Below are 26001 nucleotides of genomic sequence, written 5' to 3' on the forward strand. Positions count from 1 at the left end.
CATAGCTTCTGTAAAACAAATGATTTCATGCTAGAAATTGTTGCCCAAAAATGAAAGTAGAAAGTCAATATATCCAAAATATGATACACTAAAGACTATATAAGAGGTGATTCATGTGATTGAGATTAAAGGGAAAGTATATAAAGTTATTCATGAAGAGAAGGAAGGCTTTCAACAAGATAAAGTAGAAGAACGGTTTAGTGATATTTTAAGTAAGTATGATTTTATTGTTGGCGATTGGGGATATGGTCAATTGCGTTTGCGTGGTTTTTTTGATGATCAAAATCCAAAAGCAAATTTTGATACAAAAATTAGCACGTTAGATGATTATTTGTATGAATACTGTAATTTTGGCTGTGCTTATTTCGTAATGAAGAAAGTGGATAAATAGAAGGAGTTGGGAATAATCCAACTCCTTCTATTTATTCTTCTGTTGGTTTGACATCTTTATCTGGGGAATCATGGGTTGGATGTGAACCTGGGTCTTGCCTTGGCAAATCTTCATGAAGCCCTTTATATTCATAGTTAAAAGCACTATAGTATCGCTGATTGTCTCGCCATGGTGTGCTTTTATTTTCCACTGGCTGGTGTTTATTCCGTGGTGCACCATATGGGCCTTCTGGCATTTGTTCAGGGACAAGGTAGTTTCGCATCGCTTCCACATTAGCGAAGTCTGAGTATTGTTCATGATCTTTATTCGGCATGATAAAACCCTCCTTAAGCTTAGTGTAAGCAAAGGAGGGTTCTTTATAACTTGAAAAAATACGATTCAATGGAAGGCTACAAGGTATCTGATAAAAAGGACTTTAGCTCTTCAGCTTCCATTTCAGATAAATGGAATGTGTGCTCAATCACACCGTTTCTTTGTACATCTTCTTTGTTCAACATGCCGTAATGGTCGCTATTTAAATCTATGACCATTGTTTTTCCATTAAAGCGGTCACAGGTCAAAATAGCTAATTCATATCGATGGGATGAAGCCATAAAGCTTACGAACCGTGTTGATACTTGTTCCTGTTCATCTTGTAATACTATTCTTTCCTTCGCCATTGAATAGATTCCCCCTTAGGTAAGTTCGGTTGAAGTTAAGTAAGGTTTGTTATTAATGTGGTGATTAGCTTTAATAAATCGGACCGTTTTTGTTTTCGCACGCATGACGATTGAATCTGTTTCTACAAGGTCACCACCTAAAAATTTCACGCCTTGCAGTAGTTCTCCTTCTGTAACACCAGTAGCTGCAAAGAATGCATCTTCACTCTTTACTAAATCGTCCATTGTAAGCAATTGAGTAGGATTTTCAAGGCCCATATCCATACAACGTTGTATTTCCGTGGCATCTTGAGGTACTAACCGTGCTTGCATATCCCCATCTAAGCACTTCACTGCAGCAGCAGAGATAACGCCTTCCGGTGCACCACCAGTTCCGACGAATAAGTCAATCCCTGTATGCGGTAAGCATGTGACAATTGATGCGCCGACATCTCCATCCCCAAATAGTTTAACGCGTGCACCTTTCGCGCGAATGCGATCAATTAATTGTTCGTGACGAGGACGTTCTTGTACAATCACGGTTAAATCCTGAATTCGTTTATTATTTGCTTCTGCTACTATATCAATTGTTTTTTCAATTGGGTCATCTATATTGATTTTCCCTTTTGCGTGCTTTCCTACTGCTATTTTCTCCATATACATGTCTGGTGCATGTAACAATGCCCCGCGCTTAGCGACAGCAATAACGGTCATGGCGTTGTTGTGGCCTTTCGCTACGATATTCGTTCCTTCTAATGGATCGACAGCAATATCAACTGCGGGGCCGTTCCCATTTCCAAGCTTCTCGCCGATGTACAACATGGGTGCTTCATCGAGTTCGCCTTCGCCAATGACGACTGTTCCATCCATGGAAATAGAGTCAAACATCGTTCTCATGGCTGTTGTAGCTGCATCATCTGCTTCGTTTTTCTTCCCTCTTCCCATCCATTGAGCAGAGCGTACTGCCGCTGCTTCTGTTACACGTACTAATTCTAAGGCTAATTCACGTTCCATGATTCTTTTCCCCCGCTTCTGTAATTTCCTTATATACTATAGCAGAAAAGTCGTAAAAACTTAAATACCCTTTCACAAATAAATCATTAGAATATGATATGATAAGCCTTAATGAAACTAAAGAATAGGAGTGATGATGCATGTATTTCGTCGAACGTTCTAAAATAGAGTCAACCTTACAGTATATGGATCAATTAGTACATATGTTGCAGGAAGAAACGTATGATACGTCTGTGCAGCGTTTAGCATTGGAACGAATCGTGCAAATGAGCATTGAAAGTATAATTGATGTAGGGAATATGATGATTGATGGCTTTATTATGCGAGACCCTGGTAGTTATGAGGATATTATTGACATTTTAATAGATGAGCAAGTCATTCCATCAGAAGAAGAAGTAGCTTATAAAGAAATCATTGCATTACGAAAATCTTTAGTGAGAGAGTACACGACCATTAATCATAGAAACATGCTTGAAATCATGAAAAAGAACGCAAAAATATTAGCGCAGTTTAGTACGTATATTCGCCGTTATTTACATAATGAATTAGGTCCTGTTTCTGCATTTACAAATGATTCAGCACAATAATTATTCGCACAAGGAGATAAACGATGAAATCATATAAAGGATATTTAATTGATTTAGATGGAACGATGTATAAAGGGGAAGAACAAATAGAAGCCGCATCAGATTTTGTGAAGGTGTTAAACGAAAAAAAAGTTCCTCATTTATTTGTTACGAATAATTCTACCCGAGAGCAGCAGCAAGTAGCGGATAAATTGAATTCATTCGATATTCCCGCAACTGCTGAACAAATATACACGTCTAGCATGGCAACAGCAAGCTACATAAAGGAACAAAAAGAGAACGCTCGCGTATATGTCATAGGGGAAGAAGGGTTAGTCAAAGCATTAGAGCAATCAGGTCATGAGATTGTAGAGGAGCGGTGTGATTTCGTTGTTATCGGTCTTGATCGGAATATCACTTACGAAAAGTTTGCCAAAGCGTGTTTACTTATTCGGGAAGGTGCAACTTTCTTATCAACGAATAGTGACATTGCAATTCCGACAGAAAGAGGGATGTTACCAGGAAATGGATCTTTGACGGCGCTTGTGAGCACTTCTACACAAGTAGAGCCAACGTTTATTGGGAAACCAGAATCCATTATTATGGAACAAGCCATAGAAGTGATTGGACTTGCAAAAGAGGAAGTCATAATGGTCGGTGACAATTATGATACCGATATTCTAGCTGGTATGAATGCAGGTCTTGACACGTTGCACGTTCAAACAGGTGTAACTTCAAAAGAGCAGTTATCCCAAATGGAGGAACAGCCCACTTATACAATTGCTACGCTACAAGAATGGATTAGCAATATGTAATAAAGATTTTAATGCCGCCAAGGTTGTACACTCCACCCTGGCGGCATGTTTTTTATAAGCTGTCTCCGTTATCCATGCTATGAGCTAACCTACTAGAAGCCGCTGCTGCAATGGCTCCGACAATATCATCTAAAAACGTATGGCAACCTTTTGATTTATCGTCTAATTGCTTTAATATGCCGGGTTTTTGTTTGTCAATGTACCCATAGTTCGTAAAGCCAATGGAGCCATAAATGTTGACGATCGATAAAGCAATGATTTCATCGATACCGTACAACCCTTCATCTGTTTCGATGATTTGTTGTAGCGGTTCATCTAGCATGCCTTGTTCCGTTAACTTATCAAGCTGGATACCGGTTAAAATAGCATTCTGAACCTCTCTTTTTGCAACGACCCGTTCTACATTGTATATACAATCTTTCATTTCAAGTTGATCATGGTATTTTTCTTGTAAATAATAGACGAGTTCACCTATATCCTCTATGCTAACCCCACGCTCTTTGAGCCATTCGCGGGCAACTTTCTCTTGTTTTGTCATGCGAGCTTGTTCCATAATGATCACCTATTCCTCTTTTTAGTCTGTCTTATACTGTATAACCTTATTTTATGAAATCAAACGTATGAATGTGTGTAGTGTTTCTCCTTTTGTTCTTCTTTTCCCCACGATACATAAATATATTACAAATAGGATAAAAAAATGGCAGGTGAATAGTATGAAAGAGAAGTGGCAAGAGAAATACCCGTTTACGTTTGGGCGTAAGTGGGAGCAATTTGGTATGCACTGTTATGAAAGCGGTGAGGGACCGGTCGGATTGTCTCTTGCTAATCATATTACGGATGAAGAATTGATAGAACAGCGTACTATATGTGAGTTTCTCCACAGGAATGATTGGCCATATATCACAATGCCAATATTTACAACGGAAGGCGGACTAAAGGTAACGATTGATCAAGCTGAGTATGTATTATCTTCGCTTGGTGCTTTGGCACTGCCGCCTATTTCTCAATCTCCAGGAACTAGCCTAGCTATGTTTCATAACATTGGTACCAACTATCCATATCAACCACAACATATCTCCTGCTACGGTCAATGGAGAACGCTATGGGCAGAAAAAGTAGATGCATGGACGAACGTTTACAAAAAGCAGTGGGATAGTCATCCAGCTACTGCGTTTCAAAGGTTGTTTGTAGAAACGTATCCATATGTAGAAGGAATTGCGGAAAATGCGTTGCAATACTTACAGGAAAGTGAGCAAGATTTCCGATATGGAGAGTTTGACCAGGGAACGTGTACGTTTCAACGAATAAATGAAGCTACGTTTCTACAAGTAGCACCGCATCAGCAAGTCATGTTTGATCATCCGGCTCGAGATATTGCGGAATGGATTCGATACTATTTACATGACAGTTATTCAGATGGATATAAGGAAATTGCAGCTTTTATGCATGATTACGCATCTATCCGTCCTCTATCTGTATTTAGCTGGAGGTTAGTTTATGCGCGCCTATTGTTTCCTATTCACTTATTTGATCGTTTAAACGAATGGTTTCATGAGCAAGATACGATGGAAAATGGGGAAGAGGAACAATGGGAGGAAATGTTACAAAAGCAAGTGCAGTATGAAGAGAAGTTGGGCCGGTTCTTCGAATCAATGCAGATAGATGTGAATGAATTGAAAATCCCGACAATTGATTGGATTGTGTGAGAAATGTGCTAATTGATAGTCTCTATGCTATCATTGCTGTGAGAGTATGTTTTTACGCTAGGAGGATATCTAATATGAAGAAACCGTATATTTTTATCACTCGGACTTTACCTGAAGAAATTATTGCACCATTTCGTGCTAATTGGGATATTCAAATGTGGGATTCTGAAGAGAAACCAGTAGATCGAACTATTTTAATACAAGAAACAGCTAAAGCAGATGCGCTGATTACGATGCTAAGTGATCGCATTGACGAGCAATTATTAGAGCAAGGCGCGCAGCTGAAAGTAATCGCTAATCTAGCTGTTGGTTTTGACAATATTGATGTGAAAGCAGCGCAGAAAAAAGGAATTATCGTTACGAATACACCAGATGTGCTTACGGAAACAACGGCAGACTTAACGTTTGGCTTGTTAATGGCTACTGCTAGAAGATTTATCGAGGCATCGGATCATATTAGAAATGGCAATTGGGAGAATTGGGCTCCTTTATTGTTAGCCGGTCTAGACATTCACCATAAAACAATCGGTATTGTTGGTATGGGACGTATTGGCCGAGCAGTTGCTCACCGTGCACAAGGTTTCCATATGAACGTGTTATATCACAACCGTAGTCGAGATACTGAAGCAGAGTCTGCATTAGGTGCTACATACGTATCATTTGAGGAACTTCTTCAACAGTCCGACTTTGTTGTTTGCCTAGCTCCGTTCACCGAAGAAACTGCAGGAATGTTTAATGCTAAAGCGTTTCAAACAATGAAATCATCCGCTATGTTTATTAATGCTTCAAGAGGAGCGAATGTCGTCGAAGAAGATTTATATGAAGCACTAGTAGCTGGAGACATTGCCGGAGCTGGGTTAGACGTATTTACAAAAGAACCGATTGCCAATGACCATCCCTTATTGACGTTAAAACAAGTCGTTGCCCTCCCTCATATCGGATCAGCGAGCGTTGAAACCCGTCAAGCTATGATGCATCTATGTTTAGAGAATATTAATCTTGTGTTAAGTGGACAACAACCGAAAACAGAAGTGAAGTAATCTTAAAGTTGTAAAAAACCTGTACTCCTAACAGTCGAGTGCAGGTTTTTTTGTCTGTGTAAGATCACACTCAATTATTTAAAGAAAATAAATATTCAAAAAACCTATTGTATTTACTAGTAATCCCCGTTATAATGTCCTTTATATATAAACGATTGTATTTTTGGAGAGAACAAACGGAGGGGTAACAATGCAGAAAACATTTAATATCGGTTTGTGCGGACTAGGAACAGTAGGTACTGGTGTTGTTAAAATTTTGCAAAAACATCAAAATGAAATTGTTCATCAAATTGGTTATCCAATTGAAGTAAAGAAAATATTAGTGAATAATATGGACAAAAAAAGAGAAGGAAATATTCCGCTGTCATTACTTACAGATAAAGTGGAGGAGTTGGTGGAGCATCCAGATATTGATGTGATCGTGGAAGTAATGGGTGGAATTGAAGAAACGTATGAAGTGTTAGAAAAAGCAATACAGAATAAAAAGCATATCGTCACAGCGAATAAAGATATGATGGCGATTTATGGTTCCTCTTTATTGCAATTTGCAAGTGAAAATGAGTGTGATGTTCGTTATGAAGCAAGTGTTGCGGGGGGGATTCCGATTATTCGTTCTTTAACAGATGGTTTAGCCTCCGATCGCATTCATAAAATTATGGGGATTGTGAACGGTACGACGAATTATATTTTAACGAAAATGATTGAACAAAATCGCTCCTTTGAAGATGTTCTGCTTGAAGCACAACAGTTAGGATATGCAGAGGCAGATCCTTCATCTGATATCGACGGGTTAGATGCAGCTAGAAAAGTGAGCTTATTATCAACGCTAGCATTTTCGATGTCTGTGCAATTACAAGATGTAGACGTTCGAGGAATACGTGACATGTCGTATGATGATTTATTTTATGCTGAACAGTTAGGCTATACAATGAAGTTGCTAGGCATCGCTTCCCGTGATGAAGGAAAGATTGAGATGAGTGTGCAGCCAACACTAGTTCCACATCATCATCCATTGGCATCCATTAAAGATGAATATAATGCGGTGTATGTATATGGAGAAGCGGTAGGCGAAACGATGTTTTACGGCCCAGGAGCGGGACAATTACCTACTGCTACTGCTGTTGTTTCAGACTTAATGGATGTTGTGAAGAACATTCGCTTAGGGGTGACAGGAAAGACATCTGTTCAACCACAATTTGAAACGAAATTAAAACATAGCAGTGAAATCTATTCTAAATTTTTCTTTCGCTTAGAAGCAGACGACGAAACAGGGACTTTCTTAGCGATTACGTCCGTATTTGCGGAAGAGAAGGTAAGTCTTGATAAAATATTGCAAATGCCTAAACAAGGTCGGGCAACTGCAGAAATTGTTTTGATTACACATGAAGCAAGTAAAGAGCAAATTGATAACGTATTGCACAAACTAGAGAGCTTACAAGTGATTAATGGCATTCATAGCTATTATCGTGTGGAAGGTGAGGGAGAAGCTTAATGACATGGAAGGGACTATTACAACAATATTCATCCTATTTACCGATAACAAGTGAAACACCTTTGCTTTCTTTACAAGAAGGGAATACACCATTAATCCCTTTACAAAAGCTGTCTGAACAATTTGGAATTCAAGCGTATGCCAAAATAGAAGGAGCCAATCCTACTGGTTCCTTTAAAGATCGAGGAATGGTTATGGCGATGGCTAAAGCAAAAGAGGAGGGAGCCAAAGCAGTTATATGTGCTTCCACTGGTAACACATCTGCTTCAGCTGCTGCTTATGCTGCAAGAGCAGGATTGCGTTGTGTCATCGTTATTCCAGAGGGGAAAATTGCTCAAGGTAAGTTAGCGCAAGCAGTTATGTATGGAGCAGATATATTTGCCATTAAAGGAAACTTCGATGATGCACTTCATATTGTGAAGCAGCTTAGTGAAACGGATGATTTTACATTAGTGAATTCGATTAATCCATTTCGCATTGAAGGACAGAAAACAGCAGCCTTTGAGATATGTGAGCAATTAGGAAAGGCTCCCAACTACGTCTGTATCCCAGTAGGTAATGCAGGGAATATTACAGCATACTGGAAGGGCTTTGTGGAGTATGATGAGCACCATCAAACAGAGTTGCCAAAAATGATGGGGTTTGAAGCGAGTGGAGCGGCTGCTATTGTTCATAATCAAGTTATTGAGCAGCCAGAAACGATTGCTACAGCTATTCGAATCGGAAATCCTGCTAGTTGGCGTCAAGCTGTGCAGGCAGCAGAGGCGTCGAATGGAATAATCGATGAAGTGACAGACGAGCAAATAGTGACAGCTTATCAATGGCTAGCTAAGCAAGAAGGGATATTTGCAGAGCCTGCTTCATGTGCTTCTATAGCAGGATTGTGGGAGGCGCTACGTCAAGGGAAAATCAAGCAAGGTGAATCGGTAGTCTGTGTGTTAACAGGGAACGGATTAAAAGACCCACAAACAGCAATAGATACGAGTAGCCTAAAGCCAGAAGTACTTCCGAATAATCAAGATATTGTGATGTCAGCTATAAAAGGACGAGTGCACGCCTAATGAATAGTAGATCATTTCGCATCCCTGGAAGTACATCTAACTTAGGTCCTGGCTTTGATTCCATTGGTATTGCATTAAATCTGTATTTACACATTACAATTTATCCTGCTGATTCCCTTCATTTTGAAGCATTAACACCTAATCTAGTAGGCGTTGTCGATCAAGATGATCATTTAATCGTGCGAACTGCGCAACAAGTTGGAGCGCAATACAATAAAGGCCCATTACCTCCAGCTACTATTAAAGTGAGTAACGATATACCTTTGGCAAGAGGGCTAGGGAGTAGTGCAGCAGCGATTGTAGCAGGAATTGAAATTGCCGATTACTTATATGAGTTGCATTTATCAACTCATGAAAAAATATCCATTGCTACTAAAATGGAAGGGCATCCTGATAACGTCGTCCCATCTATTATTGGCGGTTGTGTCATTGCTCATGTAGAAGAGGAAGAAGTACTTGTACAATCATTGTCGGTAGAAGGTTGTTCTTTCCTCGCTCTTATTCCCAATCAACAACTAAAAACAAGCGAGGCAAGACGAGTATTGCCAAACCAATTGCTTTATCAAGAAGCTGTGTCAGCGAGTTCTGTTGCTAATGTACTAGTTGCCGCCCTTGCTCAGCACAACTGGGAGTTAGCCGGAAAGATGATGGAGAAGGACTATTTCCATCAACCTTATCGCAAATCACTTATTCCACGCTTTGATGAATTACAATCCTTTATGAAAAAACAAGGAGCCTATGGTACATTTTTAAGTGGAGCTGGTCCGACGGTGCTTTCCATGGTTCCAACAACATGTGCGACAGAAATCCAGGATCAAGTAACACGCACCTTTCTATCGCATCAATGTGTTCTTCTCCAGCAAGATAATAAAGGAGTAGACTATTTAGTAAGTGAATAAATGAAAAGAAAAACAAGGTGTTCTGAGATTACTTCAGGCGCCTTTTTTTATTGGAAACATTGGCTATTAAAGCAATTATTGTAAAAAAGTATTGTGTAAAGGGATAAAGTTCATATATAATTCATAATTGTGAGTACTTTTTTTAGTTGTGGAATCGATATGATTGGAGGTAGTTGTTGATGTCATTAACCAAGAAGATAATAGTTGCAATGGTACTTGGTGCCATCGTTGGATTGTCTCTCAACACTATTGGAGGCGATATATATGATGTCTCCCAAAAATATGTATTATATCCTTTAGGTCAAATATTTATAAGTTTAATTAAAATGTTGGTGGTGCCTATTGTAGTTGTTTCTTTAGTCTTAGGAACAGCTGGAATAAGTGATCCAAAGAAGTTAGGTAGAATTGGTTTTAAAACGATTAGCTTTTTTATCATAACGACAGCCATCGCTTTAACATTAGCATTAGCATTAGGTGCTGTATTTCAACCTGGAGCTGGAGTGAAGCCAATGGAGGTGGGAAGCTTCGAAGCAGAAGAAGCTCCTACGATAGTAGAGACGTTTATCAATATTATTCCGACAAATCCAATTGATGCAATGGCTAAAGGGGAGATGTTGCAAATTATAGCGTTTTCTATTTTCATCGGGTTCGGTCTCTCTCAAATTGGCCATAAAGGTGACCGAATTTATGCTTTATTTGAACAAGCCAATGAATTATTAATGTACTTAGTTCAAGTTGTGATGAAATTTGCTCCATATGGTGCGTTTGCGTTAATCGCAGATGCTGTTGCTAGTCAAGGAGCTGGTGCGCTACTAAGCATGGTTAAATATATGTTCGTTGTTTTATTAACGTTGCTTGTCCATTTATTTGTCACTTATGGTTCTGCTTTAGCTGTTCTAGGAAAAATAAATCCAATTATCTTTATTAAGAAATTCTCTCCAGCCATGATTGTTGCATTTAGTACATCTAGTAGTTCAGGAACATTACCTGTTTCCATGAGAGTAGCTCAAGAAAATCTTAATGTACCAAAAAGTGTAAGTGGATTTGTGCAACCATTAGGTGCAACAATCAACATGGATGGAACCGCTATCATGCAAGGGGTAGCTACAATGTTTATTGCACAAATGTATGGAGTAAATCTTAGTTTTACAGAAATGTTAACCGTCGTATTAACTGCGACATTAGCTAGTATTGGTACTGCGGGTGCACCAGGTGTAGGGCTTATCATGCTCTCCATGGTTCTTACTACAGTAGGGCTACCTGTTGAAGCTATTTCGCTCGTGTTAGGTGTTGATCGTATTCTAGATATGTGTAGAACATCTGTAAACGTAACAGGAGATGCGGCAGCTGCGTTCATTATTGCTCGTTCAGAACGAGGAAGAGAAGAGGAAATACCATCAGCATAACATTATAAATATAATAGGCAAACGACTCCATTGTCTCATTACTAAAAAGGGGATGGAGTCGTTTATTAACAATAAAAAAACTTGTAGAAACGATTCTACAAGTTTGTATAGTTCATTTGGATTAAAATACTTGTTCTACTTCTCTCACACCAGGTACTTCCTCTACAAGTGCACGTTCAATACCAGCTTTAAGCGTAATAGTTGAACTAGGACAACTTCCACATGCTCCCATTAATCGAAGGCGGACAATCCCATCTTCCACATCCACAAGCTCAACGTCCCCACCATCGCGTAGTAAGAATGGACGAAGTTTATTTAATACTTCTTGTACTTGTTCGTTCATCATCCATCTACTCCTTTCTATAGCTTTATTATATAGTGTTCTAATTGAAAAATCTATCGAATAGTACCAAAATTACGAGCAAAAGGCAACGGTTATTCTTTATGCGAATTTTATAAGAACTATTTTCATTTTAACTTTTGGATGACCTTTTGTAAAATAGAGTGGTAGGGTATTTTTTAACGGAGGGGATAGGAGTGGACAAAGTAGTACTAACGGTTTATGGGGCAAAAACGAAATGTGCAAGTTGTGTCAATGCACCAGGAGCTTATGACACATATGAGTGGTTGCAAGCAGCTATTAATAGAAAGTATGAAACGCATGAAATCCAATATGTCTATGTAGATATTGAACAACGACAAACAGATAAAGAACATCAACATTTTATTGAGAAAATTGAACAAGAAGAGTACTTTTATCCATTAGTTGTGTTAAATGGGGAAGTGATAGGTGAAGGTAATCCAAGGCTAAAAGTCATTTATCAAAAGTTAGAAAGCAGCGGTGTATTACCGAAAGAATAGAGAGTTATTACTTCTTTCTTTTCAATATAGGATGTGTTATGATATAGCGTTGAGTAGGGGATTCATCGTAAAATGAGGTGAACAAGATGAATCCAATTATTGAATTTTGTATTAGTAATTTAGCAAGCGGATCTCAAAGAGCTAAAGAAGAGCTAGAAAAGGATCTAGATCTTGATGTAATAGAATATGGATGTTTAAGTCATTGTGGCTTATGCACCCAATCCCTTTTTGCGCTTGTAAATGGGGATCGAGTAACAGCAGAAACACCTGAACAATTAGTAGAGAATGTATATCAACACATAGAAGAGAATCCCCTGTTCTAACAACGCAAGCGGTGTAATATCGCTTGCGTTGTTTGTTATTCTAAATCGTATAACAAATGATCGTTTCATCGTGTAATCTTGTAATATTTACATAAAGGGTAATTTCTTGTTAGAATATGTATTAACGCTTTAAGGTGAACATATCAAAGACAAGAAAGAGGTATAAAGGATGAAACATACATGGTATTTTATCGACTCTGGCCATGCTTCACCTGCTTTTAACATGGCGTTAGATGAGGTGTTATTGAATTGGCATAGCCAAGGAGATATTCCTCCGGTTATTCGTTTTTACGGTTGGGAACCTGCCGCATTATCATTAGGCTATTTCCAAAAGAGTAAAGGGAAAATTGACGTAGATGCAGTACATCAACATGGCTTTGAAGTAGTTCGTCGTCCAACAGGTGGGAGAGCTGTTTTACACGACCAGGAGCTTACGTATAGTGTAATTGTGTCTGAAAATTACGAATCAATGCCGGCATCTGTAACAGAAGCATACAGAGTTATTTCGCAAGGTTTATTAGAAGGTTTCAGGATGTTGCATATTAAAGCAGAATTTTCGATACCTGAAGGGAAACTGAAACAAACAGGATCAGCAGTATGTTTTGATCAGCCTTCCTGGTATGAGTTAATTGTGGAAGGAAGAAAGGCGGCGGGAAGTGCACAAACGAGACAGAAGGGAGTCATTTTGCAGCATGGCTCTATTCCAATTGAAGTAGATGAAGTTACTTTATTTGATATGTTTATTTATCCGAATGAACGCGTGAAAGAAAGAGCTCGCAAGGCGTTTGGAACCAAGGCAGTAGCAATAAATGAGGTAGCCGAGCGGAAACTATCTTATGAAGAAGTGAAGACTGCTTTTAAGCGCGGGTTTGAGCGAGGATTGAATATTCAATTACAACCTTACACCTTAACAGATCAGCAAATGCAAGAAGTGTATCAGTTAATGGAAACGCGTTATTTAAATGATGAATGGACATATGCTCGTTAAAAAATGCAACTAAAGAAAGGGAAGTGACACGATGTCTAAGAAAGAAGAGCATGTTAGAAAACCAGATTGGCTAAAAATTGATATTAAAACGAACAAATCATACAATCGCTTAAAGAAAATTATGCGTGAGCGTAATTTACATACGGTGTGTGAGGAAGCAAAGTGTCCGAACATTCATGAATGCTGGAGTGAAAGAAAGACAGCAACCTTCATGATTTTAGGGGATACTTGTACACGTGGTTGCCGATTCTGTGCCGTAAAAACGGGATTGCCAAATGAACTGGATATGCAAGAACCGGAAAAAGTAGCCGAGTCTGTAGAACTCATGGATTTAAAGCATGCGGTAGTTACAGCAGTTGCTCGGGATGACTTGAAGGATGGGGGAGCTTACATTTTTGCCGAAACTGTAAAAGCTATTCATCGTCGTCAACCAGGCTGTACAGTAGAAGTCTTACCTTCTGATATGAAGGGAGATTATGAAAGCTTATCCATGTTAATGAACGCAGGACCAGACATATTTAACCATAATATAGAAACGGTTCGTCGTCTAACACCGAGAGTTCGTTCTAAAGCTACTTACGATCGTTCTTTACAACTATTAAAGCGTGTAAAAGAAATATCCCCAAATACACCGACGAAATCAAGTCTAATGGTTGGACTAGGTGAGACGAGGGAAGAAATCGTTCAAGCGATGGATGATTTGTTAGCACATGATGTTGATATTATGACAATTGGTCAGTATTTACAACCGACAAAGAAACATTTAAAAGTAGAACGTTATTATCATCCAGACGAATTTGAAGAGTTGCGACAAATTGCTATGGAAAAAGGGTTCAAACATTGTCAAGCTGGTCCATTAGTTCGCTCCTCCTATCATGCGGATGAACAAGTTAATGAAACGTCTCTCCAGCGCCGTATTAAATATATGAAAGGGTATGAAGAAAGTACGGAAACGAAGCTGGATACATTAAAATTCTAATCCATTGGTTGAAGAGGTTCTCATGAATAGGAGGGCCTCTTTTTATAGTAGTAGCTAAATGATTACATCCATTTCTGCAATCCATTTGCTCGAACAGGTAATAAAATTGCGAGCTAGCTAAATTGTTAGTATACTTACAAGTAAGAAAGACGTAAGGAGGGACGCATATGTCGATTCATATTTCTGAAAATGCAAGCTTGCAAATTAAAGAAATGATGAAAGAAGAAGAATCAGACCAAACTCGTCTACGTTTCGGTGTTAAAGGTGGGGGATGTACAGGACTCTCTTATGTAATGGGATTTGATACTGAATTAAATGAGGAACTAGATAAAACATTTGAAGTGAACGGTATTCCGGTCGTTATGAACGCTCAAGATATACCAATCGTCCAAGGTACAACAATTGACTTTAAACAGAACATGATGGGAGGAGGATTCACCATCGACAATCCGAATGCGATTGCTAACTGTGGTTGTGGATCTTCCTTTAAAACAGCCAAAAACGCGGGTACGCCTGATGAAAGTTGTTAATAGGAAACCGCCTAATGCTCTAAAGCGTTAGGCGGTTTTGTTAGGTCATTTATTGGGCAAATAGACTTGTGGAGTGCATTGGTTGTACTTTCGCTTTTGGATCAATATACGCTTTTGCATTGTTTACAGCGGTTGGGCCTTCCCCAAATCCAGAAGCAATCAGTTTTACTTTACCAGGATAGGTACAAATATCTCCTGCAGCGTATATGCCTGGAATGTTCGTTTCATTTTTTGTATTAACGACAATGTTATTCTTCTCAATTTCTAAGTCCCATTCTTTAATTGGACCTAAAGAAGAAACGAATCCGTAGTTGACAATTAATGCGTCCACATCTACTGTTTCGGTAGCGTCCCCTTTCGCTTCTTTCAATACAAGTTGTTCAATGCTATCTTCCCCAATAATTTGTTCTGGAGTGTATGGTGTCTTGATGTTCACGCTTGAATTGTGAAGCTGCTCAACGCTGTGTTCATGAGCGCGGAATTTATCACGACGGTGTACTAGCGTTACTTGATTCGCAATCGGCTCCAACATTAATGACCAATCCACCGCAGAATCTCCACCACCACAAATGACAACATTTTTGCCGGCAAATTTCTTCATATCATCTACATGGTAATACAGGTTCTTTCCTTCAAAGCGTTCGCACTCTTCTATTTTAAGTTTGCGTGGTGCGAAGGCTCCATTTCCTGCAGTTATTATAATGGTTTTCGAATAATGAACGCTACGATTCGTCGTAAGCTTAAATGTATTGTCCTCTAAACGTTCAACTTGTTCCACTGTTTCTTCTAATGAAATGGCAGGGTTGAATTGATTTGCTTGCTCGGCAAGATTGTCCACAAGCTCTTGTGCACGCACTTTTGGGAAGCCGGCAACATCATAAATATATTTCTCGGGGTAAAGCGCAGAAAGTTGTCCACCTAAATGAGGAAGACTTTCGATTATTTTCACACTTGCTTGGCGCATACCACCATAAAATGCGGTAAACAGCCCAACAGGACCTGCACCGATAATCGTTATATCATATACTTGGTCAGACACAATTGATTCCTCCATTTCAATATATATTAAAGAGTATTCTATCATAATAAGCTTATATACAAGGTTCATCATATCAAAAAATCTAATATTAGTGAAACTATTTGAAATATCTGAAAGTAGACAAAATGTAACGAAAGGGTTGAAAATTTTATAAAAAACGACTAATATTATGCTTAGAAATTATTTTACGAATTTATGACAATTTAGAGTGTAGTTGTAGTAGTGCTTTTTTTTATGCTTTTAAACGTGAATTTTGTCACAAGAAAGCGCATTCAAAAATAATTAAATGGAAGTGATACGTATGAACAGAAAGAAAATCGTCATTCTAGGTGCTGGTTATGGTGGTATGATTACTACTGTGAAATTGCAGAAAATGCTTGGAACAAATGATGCGGAAATTACTCTAGTGAACAAGCATGACTATCATTATCAAACTACTTGGCTTCATGAAAACGCTGCTGGTACGTTACACCACGATCGTACACGCATTAAGATTGCTGATGTTGTCAATCTTAATAGAGTGAACCTAGTTCAAGATACAGTAGTTGCAATTGAACAAGACGAGAAAAAGATTAAGCTGGAAAATGGAGAGCTTACATACGATTATCTGGTTGTATCTCTTGGATTTGAAGCGGCAACATTTGGTATTCCCGGATTGTTAGAGCATGCCTTTACTATTGGCAACATTAATAGTGCTCGTCTTATTCGTCAACACATTGAATATAATTTTGCGCGATATAATAATGAGAAGGAAGAGCGCCCAGAATTATTGAACATCGTAGTAGGCGGTGCTGGATTTACTGGTATTGAGTATGTAGGTGAGTTAGTAAACAAAGTACCAGAGCTTTGTAAAGAATACGATATTCCTCGTGAGAAGGTACGTATTATTAATGTGGAAGCAGCCCCAACTTGCTTGCCTGGTTTTGATGAAGAGTTAATTGAATATACAATGAACTACCTTGAAAGTAAAGGGGTAGAATTTAAGCTAGGTACAATGTTGAAGCAAGTATCTGCAGATGGCGTACTTGTTGAAAAAGACGGCGTACAAGAGGAAATCCCTTCCCAAAACGTAGTATGGGCAGCTGGTGTACGCGGTAACTCTCTAGTGGAAGAAGCAGGATTTGAATCTGCTCGTGGACGTATTACAGTAGGGGAGGATTTACGTGCACCTGGTTACGATGATGTATTTATTATTGGAGATTGTGCGTTAGTCATGAACAAAGAAACAGGTCGTCCATACCCACCTACAGCACAAATTGCAATGCAAGAGGCGGAAGTAACTGCTCATAACTTGAAGACACTTGTACAAGGTGGAGATAAATTAGAAGCATTTAAGCCAGATCTGAAAGGTTCTGTTGCTTCTCTTGGACATGGACAAGCAATCGGAGTTGTATTCGGCGGCAAGAAATTATTCGGAATGTCAGCAGTTATTATGAAGAAAATCATTGATAACCGTTACTTGCTGAAATTAGGTGGTCTAGGTTTACTACTGAAAAAAGGTAAATTCAACATCTTTAAATAAGGGATAATCAAACAAAAAGCAAAGGTGGCAGCTTACTTACACCTTTGCTTTTTTTGTCGGGTGTAAAGGCAAGAATCTTGTATTAGAAGGAAAGTCATTATAAAATATGATGGGGATTCGTATAAGACGTGCTAGTGTATGAGTAGAGGGAGGAAGCTTCATTGAATATTATCCAAGTGGTCGTATCCGTTGTATTATTTTTTGTCTTATTCTTTGGTATTTCTTTTTTAGTAAATATGTTATTAAGACAAACATGGTTAGTAGCTTTCGTGTATCCGCTAATTGTTGTTTTTATCGTTGATGAAATATCAATTGCAGATTACTTTATTTCGTTTAATGAATCAATAAATACGGCTATAAGTCATCTTACAAATTTATATGTTATTGATTATATTATATTAACATCTGGATTAGTCGGAGCCATTACTTCTGGAATTGTCATTAAAACGTTACGCGCTCGTGGTTATCAAATGTTCTAAGTTACGAAGAAATCTTAGTCTCTTTAGAAGGCTAGGGTTTTTTTATTTGTCTGAAAATTAGAAGGGGTTATGTATAAAAATGTAGGAGGTTGGACAGGATGACATTCAGTGAGGTGTTATCCAATGAAAAATGTTAAGCTCGTTACAAAGAGAATGATGATGACTATGTTATGGATGGGCGCAATGATATCTTCGTTTATGTTTGTTACCAATGTATCTGCATTTGAATTACGTGATTGGTTGAATCAGGCGAAGGAAGAAACATTTTTGTCCTTTGATGAGCAGGGGGAACGGGAAGTAGCATTAAAGAATAAAGGATTAAAGCATGCGGTTACAGATATGAGATATATATCTAGTCAGACGGTACAGGGGCCCGCTAGTTTAGAAGAGGCGATTGATTTGTCATCGTACCGTTCTGTTCAAGTAACAGCAACTGGATACACAGCAGGGATAGAGTCAACAGGAAAGAAGCCAGGTCATCCTTTGTATGGAATTACGTATTCTGGTGTGAAAGTGAAACGAGATTTATATTCGACCATTGCAGCGGATTTGGATGTTTTTCCAATCGGCACAATACTGTTTATTCCGGAATATGGTTATGGAGTTGTTGCAGATAAAGGTTCAGCCATTACCGGTAATAAAATTGATCTATATTATGAAACCGTTGACGATGTGTATACGGAATGGGGAAAAAAAGATGTAGAAGTGTACGTTGTGAAAAAAGGTGCCGGAACTTTAACAGAAGAAACGTTACAACAATTAAATGAAGAGAACGCACTACAAGTATTTAGACAGCGGATTTTGAATAAAGAATAATAAAACACGGGATGTCCCATTCATACTATGGTGACATCCCGTGTTATTGTTGTTTTAATAAAGAGTAGTGAATAAGATGACGCTAATCAATATACCTGTCACGCCACCAAAGAATACTTCAATAGGTTGGTGCCCTAATAGTTCCTTCAACTCTTCCCTTTTTTCGTATTGTTCTTTCTTATTCCATACTTTAGCCTCTTCGACCAAATGAGTAAAATCCTTAGCAAGTTGATTTAACACGATAGCTTGCTCCCCGGCTTGCCTTCTAACTCCGGTTGCATCAAACATAACAATAATTGCAAATACACATGACATGGCAAATAGATTAGAATGAAATCCGTTTTCTAATCCAATGCTTGTTGCAAGAGCGGTTACGGCAGCGGAATGACTACTTGGCATACCACCAGTAGAAAAAACCAGTTGTGTGTTTAATTGTTTTGTTGCTATAAGGTGAATGGGGATTTTTACTACTTGGGCAAATACAATAGCAGTAAGTGCCGCCAGAAGAGGAAAATTGGTGAAGAGTCCCATGCTCGTTCGTCATCCTTTCTAAATCGTAGCGTCATTTTTTGTACGCTTATTATTTTAACATGATAGTAATTCATTCGGTTAATGTTAACGTCTGTGAAACGTAAAATTATTATGAAGATTGTGTTAATAATGAAGGGATTACGTTAATGTACTTGCGTTTATTATACCATAAGTGGAATAAGATGTTCCTAATAGTTGGTAGATAAAGCCTTTTCACTCCATTTATACATGGAATATCTGTATAATAGAATTAGGAGGTGTTTCATACAATGTTTGAAATTAAACCAACAAGTGAAATGTTTACTCAAAAGGAAGCTGTCATATTAGCAATCTATGAAGAGAATAAACAGCAGCAACCTTTTTATAGTCAATGTAATGATGCTTTAGATGGTGCGTTAGATCAATACATACAAGATGGAGATGTATCGAATCACTATAAAGCTGTCTCTAAAGTGTTTACGTTAAACAAAATAAAAACAAAACGTATTTATATTCTAGGATTAGGAAAGAAAGAAAAACTAACCAATCAACGTTTGAAATCTGCTCTAGGAGCATTGTTTAAACAGTTACAAAAAGACAAAATAACAGAGACGTCTATCGTTCTTGATAGTTTTGTAACGGATGAGATTTCCGCTGAAGTAGTAGCGGAAGTGATGGCAGAAGCAATGGTTGTAGCACCTTTCCAATTTGATACATATCAATCAGGGAATAACAAACCGGCAATTATGTTAGAGAGTATTACATTGCTTAGTGATCAAGCTTCCTTACCGATTAATCATGCTATACAGAAAGGGAGAGCGATGGGGTATGGGGTGAACACAGCCCGTCAGCTAGTTCAAATCCCTGGTAATTTACTTACCGCAACGGATATAGCTGAATATGCGAAAACGATGGCGGTAGAGTACGGTTTTGAAGTAGAATTTTTAAATAAGCAAGAGATGGAGCAGCTAGGAATGGGAGCATTATTAGCTGTTAATCAAGGGTCTGTAGAGCCACCTAAAATGATTGTATTAAAGTATCAAGGAAGAGAAGTGTGGGATGATGTTACTGGATTGGTAGGAAAGGGAATTACGTTTGATACAGGTGGCTATTCATTAAAGCCGAAAGATGGCATAGTCGGCATGAAAGGGGATATGGGAGGAGCTGCGGCTGTTCTAGGTGCAATGGATGTCATAGGGCGCTTAAAACCGAAACAAAACGTAGTAGCTGTAATCCCGTCAACAGATAACATGGTTAGTGGATCCGCTTTTAAGCCAGATGATGTGATTACATCGATGAGTGGAAAGACAATAGAAGTATTAAATACAGATGCGGAAGGTCGATTAGTGTTAGCAGATGCCATCACATATGCCAAAAAGCAATATCAAGTGAGTAGCATTATCGATGTTGCGACGTTAACAGGTGGCGTTGTCGTTGCTTTAGGAGATCAAGTAACTGGTGCAATGACGAATGATGAAACATTGTATCAAGCGATAGAGAGCGCTTCTAAGCAAGCAGGGGAGCATATATGGCAACTACCATATAATGACTTGTATCAAGAGCAAGTTCGTTCTAGCTCTATTGCCGATTTAAACAACTCCCCAGGAAGAAAAGCACATGCCATTATGGCTGGAGCCTTTTTAGCTGAGTTTGCTGATGACACATCGTGGGTACACTTAGATATAGCAGGAACATCAGAATCAGAGGTGTCTTATGATCTTGGTCCAAAGGGTCCTACAGGAGTAATGGTTCGAACACTTGCCTCATATGTATTACGAAAATAACTAGGAAAAATACTACAAAACGACCAAAATAGTCTCAAAAAAACGTTTTGGTCGTTACCATTGTAGTGTCATAGTTAGTTTGCAACATTTATTTTGTTCCGTTTTAAATGTTACATGTAAATAATCAGGGTTGTATTGAATATCAAATGGATGCTTTACGCCTGCACTTTTTATCAATTGTTTTACTTCATCTTGTTTGGATTGTTGTGCTGCATTCATTAATTGACAAGCGTAAGTATGGGATTGCATGAACGTATGGGTGACTAAACGGGCATCGTTTAATAACGATTGGAATGCTGTTGCTGATTGGATCAATGGTTTTGTGTTGATTTGTGGGAATGAGTGATTACGCATGTGGAGAACGTTGGGGAAAATCGGTGAAGATCGATAGCATACATCATAGTAAAAAGGTAAATACACGGGTAGATCACCTCCTGCTTTTCACTATATGATTATCTGTTATTTCTGTGCTACTTCAAGGTTGTAGAGTAAAGAGATCTAAAAAAAGTCAATTCTATGTTTATGGCATAGAACTGACTTCTTTAGATTATTGTTGTATAGCTGCTTCTAGAGCTATTTCAATCATTTCGTTAAATGTCGTTTGGCGCTCCTCAGCAGTTGTCTCTTCTCCTGTGATAACGTGATCACTCACCGTAAGGATAGCTAAAGCTTGACGGTCGTATTTAGCTGCTAGTGTGTATAATGCCGTTGTTTCCATTTCTACTGCTAACACGTTGTAGTGAGCTAATTGGTCGAAAAGCTCTTTAGCATTATCGCGATAAAAGCTATCGCTCGTAAATACATTTCCAACCCGAGGTGTGATGCCTTTTTGTTCTCCTGCTTCATAAGCTGCTTTTAATAAATCAAAATCAGCAGTTGGTGCGTAATCAATACCACCGAATGTCATGCGATTCATTTGGGAATCCGTAGAGGAAGTAGAAGCTAAAATGACATCCCGAACCTTTACGTCTTCTTGAAGTGCACCACAGGAACCGACCCGTATTAATTTTTGAACGTCGTATCCTTGAATTAATTCGTTCACATAAATGGATATAGATGGGATTCCCATACCTGTTCCTTGGACAGAAATACGCTGTCCTTTATAAGTCCCTGTGTACCCATACATGCCCCGTACTTCATTGTAACAGGCCACATCCTCAAGAAAGTTCTCAGCAATATATTTTGCTCGAAGGGGATCGCCAGGAAGCAATATTTTGTCAGCTATATCTCCTTTTTTAGCACCGATATGTACAGTCATTATGGATGACCTCCTTGTTGTTCATATATTGTTAAACTATCATAATGATAAGTGAAAAACAAATGTTATCGATTTCAATTCTGATTAATATCCATGCTAGGTTTTCACTGTATAACTTGATAAAATAGCAGTATGTTTCAAAAATAAAGGGATATATTGTCGGTTAAGTATGCACAGGTTATAGCATGTTGCAGTACAATTAGGTAATACCGAACATGATAAGGAGGAGTAATAGTATAATGAATATTTCCATTTCCAAACTTCCTGGTATTGGACAAAAAATAAGTTTTACAACAGGAGAGGATAGTCAACTCGTGTTGATTGTTCATCATACTGGTAAGCGAGAATTGTATTTTTTTGAAGAGGCTGGAAGTGATGAAGCGGACTTTGGCATGGACCTTACCGCTGATGAGACGCGAGAACTAGGTGCTCAGCTATTAGGTGCAACATACCAACCAGTTGATGCAGATAAATTGAAGATGTTTAACAACCAAATTGTGATTGATTGGGTTGGAATAAAAGAAGCATCCTCTCTTGTAAATAAAACGATAGAAGAATCTGAAGTGAGAAATAAGACGGGAGCAACCATTATTGGTATTGTAAAAGGAGAAGACATTACCGCTATTCCAGAAGCACATACAAAGCTTCAGGCAGGCGATGTAATTATGGCGATTGGAAAAAAAGATCAAATCGCAACATTAACTTCTCTATGTAAAGGAGAGGAATGATGATACGTGGATGTTGAATTGCCAACGTTACTCGGTGCAGGACTCGTATTACTATTAATTTTTTGGTTAGGATTGTTAAGTCTAAAAATAAAAATTCCGAGTGTCATCCTATATATCCTATTAGGGATTTTACTAGCAGATGCATTGCATGAAAATGAAATATTGCATTTTTCTAGTGAAGTAGGTATTGTATTGCTATTTTTCTTATTAGGATTAGAATTTAATGTTAACCGGCTCGGTGGCATAGCGAAGAAGATATGGCCTGCAGGGTTAATGGATGTAGCTTTAAGTCTTGGTGTTTCTATGCTATTGTGCTTAGCTTTCGGCATGGACTTATTTACATCATTTTTAATCGGTGGGGTTACATATGCAACTAGTTCGTCCATAACGGCTAAATTGCTAGACGATACAGGGCGCATGGCTAACTCGGAGACAGAATTTATATTAGCTTTATTGATTTTTGAAGATTTGGTAGCACCTATTGTTGTAGCAATCATTATGGGGATGAGTAGTGGGGAAAGTTTTCAAACGACAGATCTTCTCTTGTTGCTTAGTAAAATTATTGTATTAGCCTTAGGTGCAATTATATTAGGAAAGACGGTCTTTAAACATTTTGAGAAATTGTTAAACAAAATCGAAGACGAAGATTTCAAGATAGCTTTGTTAGTAGGTATTGCGTTATCTTACGGTGGATTAGCGTTACTTCTCGGTTTATCAGAAGTGTTAGGTGCCTTTTTAGCTGGTATGATGCTAGCTGAGATTGGTAAGATTGAACGCGTTGAGCAAACGGTTCATCCTATAAAAGACTTAATGCTACCAATGTTCTTCGTGTATTTTGGTACATCAATAGAATTTGATCAAGGTATTCCATATGCGGGGTTATTAATTGCTTTGCTAGGTTGGTCACTGCTTGCCAAGCTACTTGTTGGTATGATTGGAGGCAGGATGTTTGGATTATCGAAGCGAGTATCCTTTCGAGCAGGCTTGTCTATATGCGCTAGAGGAGAATTTTCTGTTGTTATTGCCGCCATGGCAAGTGGATTAATTAAAGTATTTAGTGGAATGTACATCGTCATTGCCGCATTTATAGGCATGATGTTATTTGAACGAGCTCCACAACTGACGAATTTAGTTTATGGGAAACCACAGAAAAAGAAGAAGAACTTGAAGGTACCCGGAAGTTCATGATTAGAAAAATGCCTTATGCTACATATCTAGCGTAAGGCATTTTTGAAGAAAATAATCTAACCGAAATATTGCTGTTCTAGTTGTTCGAGCTGTCTAGTTGCTTTTTGGTTAAATGCATTATCTTTTTGGAGTTTGTTTTTTAATTGGTCAACTGCTTGTTTTAACGATTGCTGGTAGTCAGGTATATCTCCGTTAAATGGTTTTACAACAGATTTAGATACGTTTGCCTTCTCGGAAAAACTGAGCGCTTTTCGTTGATGGAAGAAGACATTTTCCGTTTGGCCTGGATTGTGAAGATCTCCTTGCTGAGGGTGTTTAAGGACAGCTAACACTTTGACTACATATACGTGACCCCGATCTTCAGCAATTTCACCTATGTACTTTCCTGTTTTATAATGAGCAGTTACGTAATCTCCTAGAAGAAATGTCGCCATAGAATAACCTCCTGTATGTATGTACTTGTATCGTATCAAATTTGTTTGGGTAGGAACAGTATCTTGTGTTTGCTATAATAGTCATAAAAGAGTCTTAATGGATAAGAAGGGGCGTGATGATGTATGATGGAGTTTTTGTATTTTCCAGAGGATAAGACAGCATATATTCCGGCTGTCATTACGTTAATTATTTTTGCTATTGGAGCAGTCATTGTAATGCGAATTATTATAAATGCATCTAGAAAACAAGAGCAACAAGCCCATGAACAATTTGGTGAGCAGATGAACGTTCATCATGAAACATATTCGCAAACGTCAACAAATAAGAAGTAATAGCTCTCTAAAGGTAAAGAGGGACACCGTTTTGAAGTGTCCCTGTTTTTTTGATTATTCTTGGCTGCCACTGTGGACATTTTTATACACATTGATGATGAAAAGAATGATAGAAATCGCTAACATACTACCGCCGAACCACACACAAATTTGGATAAGCATCATAGGGACTTTTGCATAAATGGCGAACATACCGAATAATAAAACTGGCAAACTAATTTGATAGAGCCAAAAATGAGCAACTCCTAACGGATGATTACCCGCCTTTGGATAAATCGAGTAGATCACGCCAATGATAGCTGTTGTTAACCAACCAACTACATTAATGTGAGCGTGTGTAGCTCCCCACTGTAGTTGTACGGTTGCATGCATATAAATTCCAAACCCAACCCCCAACAGAAAATACAGAACGGCCGCTTTAATCCATCTAGACCCCATCTGAATTCCTCCTCTACATAGACATGCCTTCTTAATTATTCAAATATATGGTGGACGAATGCTATATATGCTTTTCAATTGTTTTTTTTCTGCGTGCGATTAGGTAATACGCCTTTTGGTGAAACTAATGGTAGAACGATGTAGAAAGGAGAAATATATGAGTAAATGGTTTGGCGTAATGACTGTATGTGTAGGTTTGTTCTTAAGTGGTTGTGATATGAATCGTTCGGTACTTAAGATTGACATGTATAATTCAGAAGGGGATTCTTTAGGCACTGCTACATTGACAGAAGGTGCTGATGCAGTGGATGTTAAGCTATCATTAACAGGTTTAGAACCAGGATTGCACGGCATTCATGTCCACGAATTTCCGAAATGTGAGGGTCCCGATTTTAAGTCGGCTGGCAGTCACTTGAACCCAGATGGTAAAAATCATGGACTACTGAATCCTGATGGCTCTCATTTAGGTGACTTACCGAATATTGAAGCAGATAGCAGTGGAGCAGTAGAAGCAGATGTTACAATATCAGGTGCAACGTTGAAGGATGGGAAAACATCTCTGCTACGTGATAATGGTACTTCATTAATTATACATCAAGGACAAGATGATGGAGTAAGTCAACCTGCTGGAAATGCTGGGGAGAGAATCGCGTGTGGAAAAATACAAGTAGATGAGGCTCAAAAACAAGACGCGCCTTCTGACCCAACAGAAGATGGCGAGCAGAAGATGAAAGAATAATAAATGTTGAGGTTGTCCTAAAGT

General features: G+C 38.4%; 33 protein-coding genes. 22 read left to right on the top strand and 11 right to left on the bottom strand.

Annotation, left to right across the window (positions count from 1 at the left end; genetic code table 11):
• Window positions 1-115 precede the first annotated feature (115 nt).
• Window positions 116-391 (top strand): YutD family protein, encoded by a 276-nt coding sequence (locus tag N784_RS08465; RefSeq protein ID WP_036834120.1) that lies wholly within the window; start codon window positions 116-118, stop codon window positions 389-391.
• Between the two features lie 31 nt (window positions 392-422).
• Here N784_RS08465 and N784_RS08470 read toward each other — a convergent pair whose 3' ends face one another.
• From N784_RS08470 to glpX, 3 genes are all read right to left on the bottom strand, one after another.
• Window positions 423-704 (bottom strand): hypothetical protein, encoded by a 282-nt coding sequence (locus tag N784_RS08470; RefSeq protein WP_036834121.1) that lies wholly within the window; start codon window positions 702-704, stop codon window positions 423-425.
• A gap of 76 nt (window positions 705-780) precedes the next feature.
• Window positions 781-1050: a DUF3055 domain-containing protein gene (locus N784_RS08475; RefSeq protein WP_036834123.1), complete on the bottom strand. Its 270-nt coding sequence runs from the start codon at window positions 1048-1050 to the stop codon at window positions 781-783.
• A 15-nt stretch (window positions 1051-1065) separates the two neighbouring features.
• Window positions 1066-2043, bottom strand: coding sequence for a class II fructose-bisphosphatase (glpX, locus tag N784_RS08480; RefSeq protein WP_036834125.1), 978 nt, complete (start codon window positions 2041-2043; stop codon window positions 1066-1068).
• Between the two features lie 140 nt (window positions 2044-2183).
• On the opposite strand from glpX, the gene N784_RS08485 reads away from it, so the two are divergent.
• Together N784_RS08485 and N784_RS08490 are read left to right on the top strand one after the other, a co-directional pair.
• The gene (locus N784_RS08485; RefSeq protein WP_036834127.1) at window positions 2184-2630 is read left to right on the top strand and encodes a DUF86 domain-containing protein; all 447 of its coding nucleotides are present in this window, start codon (window positions 2184-2186) and stop codon (window positions 2628-2630) included.
• A 23-nt stretch (window positions 2631-2653) separates the two neighbouring features.
• The gene (locus N784_RS08490; protein WP_036834128.1) at window positions 2654-3424 is read left to right on the top strand and encodes a TIGR01457 family HAD-type hydrolase; all 771 of its coding nucleotides are present in this window, start codon (window positions 2654-2656) and stop codon (window positions 3422-3424) included.
• A 52-nt stretch (window positions 3425-3476) separates the two neighbouring features.
• On the opposite strand, the gene N784_RS08495 is transcribed toward N784_RS08490, so the two are convergent.
• The gene (locus N784_RS08495) at window positions 3477-3977 is read right to left on the bottom strand and encodes a phosphatidylglycerophosphatase A family protein (protein ID WP_036834231.1); all 501 of its coding nucleotides are present in this window, start codon (window positions 3975-3977) and stop codon (window positions 3477-3479) included.
• A 160-nt stretch (window positions 3978-4137) separates the two neighbouring features.
• Here N784_RS08495 and N784_RS08500 point away from each other — a divergent pair, with 160 nt between their 5' ends.
• The 6 genes from N784_RS08500 to N784_RS08525 all read left to right on the top strand — a co-directional run bounded on the left by N784_RS08500 (window position 4138) and on the right by N784_RS08525 (window position 11028).
• Window positions 4138-5130, top strand: coding sequence for a protein kinase family protein (locus N784_RS08500; RefSeq protein ID WP_052127213.1), 993 nt, complete (start codon window positions 4138-4140; stop codon window positions 5128-5130).
• Between the two features lie 74 nt (window positions 5131-5204).
• On the top strand, window positions 5205-6170 hold the full coding sequence (locus N784_RS08505) for a 2-hydroxyacid dehydrogenase (RefSeq protein ID WP_036834129.1): 966 nt from the start codon (window positions 5205-5207) through the stop codon (window positions 6168-6170).
• Between the two features lie 190 nt (window positions 6171-6360).
• A complete protein-coding gene (locus tag N784_RS08510) occupies window positions 6361-7662 on the top strand; it encodes a homoserine dehydrogenase (RefSeq protein ID WP_036834131.1) in 1302 nt (433 codons plus the stop codon).
• On the top strand, window positions 7662-8723 hold the full coding sequence (thrC, locus tag N784_RS08515) for a threonine synthase (protein ID WP_036834133.1): 1062 nt from the start codon (window positions 7662-7664) through the stop codon (window positions 8721-8723). Before N784_RS08510 ends, thrC begins: the two co-directional genes overlap by 1 nt.
• On the top strand, window positions 8723-9622 hold the full coding sequence (gene thrB, locus N784_RS08520) for a homoserine kinase (RefSeq protein ID WP_036834135.1): 900 nt from the start codon (window positions 8723-8725) through the stop codon (window positions 9620-9622). The genes thrC and thrB overlap by 1 nt, the downstream gene beginning before the upstream one ends.
• A 179-nt stretch (window positions 9623-9801) precedes the next feature.
• Window positions 9802-11028, top strand: coding sequence for a dicarboxylate/amino acid:cation symporter (locus tag N784_RS08525; protein ID WP_036834136.1), 1227 nt, complete (start codon window positions 9802-9804; stop codon window positions 11026-11028).
• Window positions 11029-11149: 121 nt separating this feature from the next.
• On the opposite strand, the gene N784_RS08530 is transcribed toward N784_RS08525, so the two are convergent.
• Complete coding sequence (locus N784_RS08530; RefSeq protein ID WP_408633514.1) at window positions 11150-11428, bottom strand: NifU family protein; 279 nt, start codon at window positions 11426-11428, stop codon at window positions 11150-11152.
• Window positions 11429-11565: 137 nt separating this feature from the next.
• Here N784_RS08530 and N784_RS08535 point away from each other — a divergent pair, with 137 nt between their 5' ends.
• The 5 genes from N784_RS08535 (at window position 11566) to N784_RS08555 (ending at window position 14709) form a co-directional block, all read left to right on the top strand.
• The gene (locus tag N784_RS08535) at window positions 11566-11889 is read left to right on the top strand and encodes a YuzD family protein (RefSeq protein ID WP_036834138.1); all 324 of its coding nucleotides are present in this window, start codon (window positions 11566-11568) and stop codon (window positions 11887-11889) included.
• Window positions 11890-11975: 86 nt separating this feature from the next.
• The gene (locus tag N784_RS08540) at window positions 11976-12212 is read left to right on the top strand and encodes a YuzB family protein (RefSeq protein WP_036834140.1); all 237 of its coding nucleotides are present in this window, start codon (window positions 11976-11978) and stop codon (window positions 12210-12212) included.
• A 169-nt stretch (window positions 12213-12381) separates the two neighbouring features.
• Complete coding sequence (locus N784_RS08545) at window positions 12382-13200, top strand: lipoate--protein ligase family protein (RefSeq protein ID WP_036834141.1); 819 nt, start codon at window positions 12382-12384, stop codon at window positions 13198-13200.
• A gap of 31 nt (window positions 13201-13231) precedes the next feature.
• Window positions 13232-14179, top strand: coding sequence for a lipoyl synthase (gene lipA / locus N784_RS08550; RefSeq protein WP_036834142.1), 948 nt, complete (start codon window positions 13232-13234; stop codon window positions 14177-14179).
• A gap of 167 nt (window positions 14180-14346) precedes the next feature.
• Window positions 14347-14709, top strand: a complete 363-nt coding sequence (locus N784_RS08555) for a HesB/IscA family protein (RefSeq protein ID WP_036834144.1) — start codon at window positions 14347-14349, stop codon at window positions 14707-14709.
• A gap of 49 nt (window positions 14710-14758) precedes the next feature.
• Here the strand turns inward: N784_RS08555 and N784_RS08560 are convergent, their stop codons facing one another.
• Window positions 14759-15748: an NAD(P)/FAD-dependent oxidoreductase gene (locus tag N784_RS08560; RefSeq protein WP_332307848.1), complete on the bottom strand. Its 990-nt coding sequence runs from the start codon at window positions 15746-15748 to the stop codon at window positions 14759-14761.
• 301 nt (window positions 15749-16049) lie between these two features.
• Between N784_RS08560 and N784_RS08565 the strand changes: the two genes are divergently transcribed.
• The 3 genes from N784_RS08565 (at window position 16050) to N784_RS08575 (ending at window position 18565) form a co-directional block, all read left to right on the top strand.
• Window positions 16050-17270 (top strand): NAD(P)/FAD-dependent oxidoreductase, encoded by a 1221-nt coding sequence (locus tag N784_RS08565; RefSeq protein WP_036834145.1) that lies wholly within the window; start codon window positions 16050-16052, stop codon window positions 17268-17270.
• A 167-nt stretch (window positions 17271-17437) separates the two neighbouring features.
• Entirely contained in the window at window positions 17438-17749 is a 312-nt protein-coding gene (locus tag N784_RS08570; RefSeq protein ID WP_084600203.1) for a YuiB family protein, read from the top strand.
• Window positions 17750-17872: 123 nt separating this feature from the next.
• Window positions 17873-18565, top strand: coding sequence for a 3D domain-containing protein (locus tag N784_RS08575; protein WP_036834147.1), 693 nt, complete (start codon window positions 17873-17875; stop codon window positions 18563-18565).
• Window positions 18566-18619: 54 nt separating this feature from the next.
• Here N784_RS08575 and N784_RS08580 read toward each other — a convergent pair whose 3' ends face one another.
• A complete protein-coding gene (locus N784_RS08580; protein ID WP_036834148.1) occupies window positions 18620-19096 on the bottom strand; it encodes a divergent PAP2 family protein in 477 nt (158 codons plus the stop codon).
• 269 nt (window positions 19097-19365) lie between these two features.
• Between N784_RS08580 and N784_RS08585 the strand changes: the two genes are divergently transcribed.
• Window positions 19366-20859 carry a leucyl aminopeptidase gene (locus tag N784_RS08585; protein ID WP_036834149.1) on the top strand — a complete coding sequence of 498 codons (1494 nt, stop codon included), beginning with the start codon at window positions 19366-19368 and terminating at the stop codon, window positions 20857-20859.
• Window positions 20860-20913: 54 nt separating this feature from the next.
• Here N784_RS08585 and N784_RS08590 read toward each other — a convergent pair whose 3' ends face one another.
• On the bottom strand, window positions 20914-21279 hold the full coding sequence (locus N784_RS08590) for a hypothetical protein (RefSeq protein ID WP_052127214.1): 366 nt from the start codon (window positions 21277-21279) through the stop codon (window positions 20914-20916).
• 127 nt (window positions 21280-21406) lie between these two features.
• Window positions 21407-22117 carry a purine-nucleoside phosphorylase gene (gene deoD / locus N784_RS08595; RefSeq protein ID WP_036834151.1) on the bottom strand — a complete coding sequence of 237 codons (711 nt, stop codon included), beginning with the start codon at window positions 22115-22117 and terminating at the stop codon, window positions 21407-21409.
• A 239-nt stretch (window positions 22118-22356) separates the two neighbouring features.
• Between deoD and N784_RS08600 the strand changes: the two genes are divergently transcribed.
• A complete protein-coding gene (locus N784_RS08600) occupies window positions 22357-22845 on the top strand; it encodes a cation:proton antiporter regulatory subunit (RefSeq protein WP_036834152.1) in 489 nt (162 codons plus the stop codon).
• Window positions 22846-22851: 6 nt separating this feature from the next.
• Window positions 22852-24033, top strand: a complete 1182-nt coding sequence (locus N784_RS08605; RefSeq protein ID WP_036834153.1) for a cation:proton antiporter — start codon at window positions 22852-22854, stop codon at window positions 24031-24033.
• 56 nt (window positions 24034-24089) lie between these two features.
• Here N784_RS08605 and N784_RS08610 read toward each other — a convergent pair whose 3' ends face one another.
• Window positions 24090-24467 (bottom strand): kinase-associated lipoprotein B, encoded by a 378-nt coding sequence (locus N784_RS08610; RefSeq protein WP_036834155.1) that lies wholly within the window; start codon window positions 24465-24467, stop codon window positions 24090-24092.
• Window positions 24468-24590: 123 nt separating this feature from the next.
• Here N784_RS08610 and N784_RS08615 point away from each other — a divergent pair, with 123 nt between their 5' ends.
• The gene (locus N784_RS08615; RefSeq protein ID WP_036834158.1) at window positions 24591-24800 is read left to right on the top strand and encodes a hypothetical protein; all 210 of its coding nucleotides are present in this window, start codon (window positions 24591-24593) and stop codon (window positions 24798-24800) included.
• 54 nt (window positions 24801-24854) lie between these two features.
• On the opposite strand, the gene N784_RS08620 is transcribed toward N784_RS08615, so the two are convergent.
• Window positions 24855-25238 carry a hypothetical protein gene (locus tag N784_RS08620; RefSeq protein WP_036834159.1) on the bottom strand — a complete coding sequence of 128 codons (384 nt, stop codon included), beginning with the start codon at window positions 25236-25238 and terminating at the stop codon, window positions 24855-24857.
• Window positions 25239-25395: 157 nt separating this feature from the next.
• Here N784_RS08620 and N784_RS08625 point away from each other — a divergent pair, with 157 nt between their 5' ends.
• Complete coding sequence (locus N784_RS08625; protein WP_036834161.1) at window positions 25396-25977, top strand: superoxide dismutase family protein; 582 nt, start codon at window positions 25396-25398, stop codon at window positions 25975-25977.
• The last annotated feature ends 24 nt before the right edge of the window (window positions 25978-26001 follow it).

The organism is Pontibacillus litoralis JSM 072002 (assembly GCF_000775615.1).
In the GTDB taxonomy this organism is placed as follows: Bacteria; Bacillota; Bacilli; order Bacillales; family BH030062; genus Pontibacillus; species Pontibacillus litoralis.

Bases quoted from the DNA above. Each gene is read 5' to 3' on its own strand.
- N784_RS08470 (WP_036834121.1), bottom strand. From the start codon at position 704: ATGCCGAATAAAGATCATGAACAATACTCAGACTTCGCTAATGTGGAA.
- N784_RS08475 (WP_036834123.1), bottom strand. From the start codon at position 1,050: ATGGCGAAGGAAAGAATAGTATTACAAGATGAACAGGAACAAGTATCA.
- lipA (WP_036834142.1), top strand. From the start codon at position 13,232: ATGTCTAAGAAAGAAGAGCATGTTAGAAAACCAGATTGGCTAAAAATT.
- N784_RS08615 (WP_036834158.1), top strand. From the start codon at position 24,591: ATGATGGAGTTTTTGTATTTTCCAGAGGATAAGACAGCATATATTCCG.
- N784_RS08500 (WP_052127213.1), top strand. From the start codon at position 4,138: ATGAAAGAGAAGTGGCAAGAGAAATACCCGTTTACGTTTGGGCGTAAG.
- thrB (WP_036834135.1), top strand. From the start codon at position 8,723: ATGAATAGTAGATCATTTCGCATCCCTGGAAGTACATCTAACTTAGGT.
- N784_RS08575 (WP_036834147.1), top strand. From the start codon at position 17,873: ATGAAAAATGTTAAGCTCGTTACAAAGAGAATGATGATGACTATGTTA.
- N784_RS08580 (WP_036834148.1), bottom strand. From the start codon at position 19,096: ATGGGACTCTTCACCAATTTTCCTCTTCTGGCGGCACTTACTGCTATT.
- N784_RS08555 (WP_036834144.1), top strand. From the start codon at position 14,347: ATGTCGATTCATATTTCTGAAAATGCAAGCTTGCAAATTAAAGAAATG.
- N784_RS08485 (WP_036834127.1), top strand. From the start codon at position 2,184: ATGTATTTCGTCGAACGTTCTAAAATAGAGTCAACCTTACAGTATATG.
- N784_RS08585 (WP_036834149.1), top strand. From the start codon at position 19,366: ATGTTTGAAATTAAACCAACAAGTGAAATGTTTACTCAAAAGGAAGCT.
- N784_RS08540 (WP_036834140.1), top strand. From the start codon at position 11,976: ATGAATCCAATTATTGAATTTTGTATTAGTAATTTAGCAAGCGGATCT.
- N784_RS08545 (WP_036834141.1), top strand. From the start codon at position 12,382: ATGAAACATACATGGTATTTTATCGACTCTGGCCATGCTTCACCTGCT.
- N784_RS08525 (WP_036834136.1), top strand. From the start codon at position 9,802: ATGTCATTAACCAAGAAGATAATAGTTGCAATGGTACTTGGTGCCATC.
- N784_RS08505 (WP_036834129.1), top strand. From the start codon at position 5,205: ATGAAGAAACCGTATATTTTTATCACTCGGACTTTACCTGAAGAAATT.
- N784_RS08565 (WP_036834145.1), top strand. From the start codon at position 16,050: ATGAACAGAAAGAAAATCGTCATTCTAGGTGCTGGTTATGGTGGTATG.
- N784_RS08625 (WP_036834161.1), top strand. From the start codon at position 25,396: ATGAGTAAATGGTTTGGCGTAATGACTGTATGTGTAGGTTTGTTCTTA.
- thrC (WP_036834133.1), top strand. From the start codon at position 7,662: ATGACATGGAAGGGACTATTACAACAATATTCATCCTATTTACCGATA.
- N784_RS08610 (WP_036834155.1), bottom strand. From the start codon at position 24,467: ATGGCGACATTTCTTCTAGGAGATTACGTAACTGCTCATTATAAAACA.
- glpX (WP_036834125.1), bottom strand. From the start codon at position 2,043: ATGGAACGTGAATTAGCCTTAGAATTAGTACGTGTAACAGAAGCAGCG.
- N784_RS08490 (WP_036834128.1), top strand. From the start codon at position 2,654: ATGAAATCATATAAAGGATATTTAATTGATTTAGATGGAACGATGTAT.
- N784_RS08600 (WP_036834152.1), top strand. From the start codon at position 22,357: ATGAATATTTCCATTTCCAAACTTCCTGGTATTGGACAAAAAATAAGT.
- N784_RS08620 (WP_036834159.1), bottom strand. From the start codon at position 25,238: ATGGGGTCTAGATGGATTAAAGCGGCCGTTCTGTATTTTCTGTTGGGG.
- deoD (WP_036834151.1), bottom strand. From the start codon at position 22,117: ATGACTGTACATATCGGTGCTAAAAAAGGAGATATAGCTGACAAAATA.
- N784_RS08495 (WP_036834231.1), bottom strand. From the start codon at position 3,977: ATGGAACAAGCTCGCATGACAAAACAAGAGAAAGTTGCCCGCGAATGG.
- N784_RS08510 (WP_036834131.1), top strand. From the start codon at position 6,361: ATGCAGAAAACATTTAATATCGGTTTGTGCGGACTAGGAACAGTAGGT.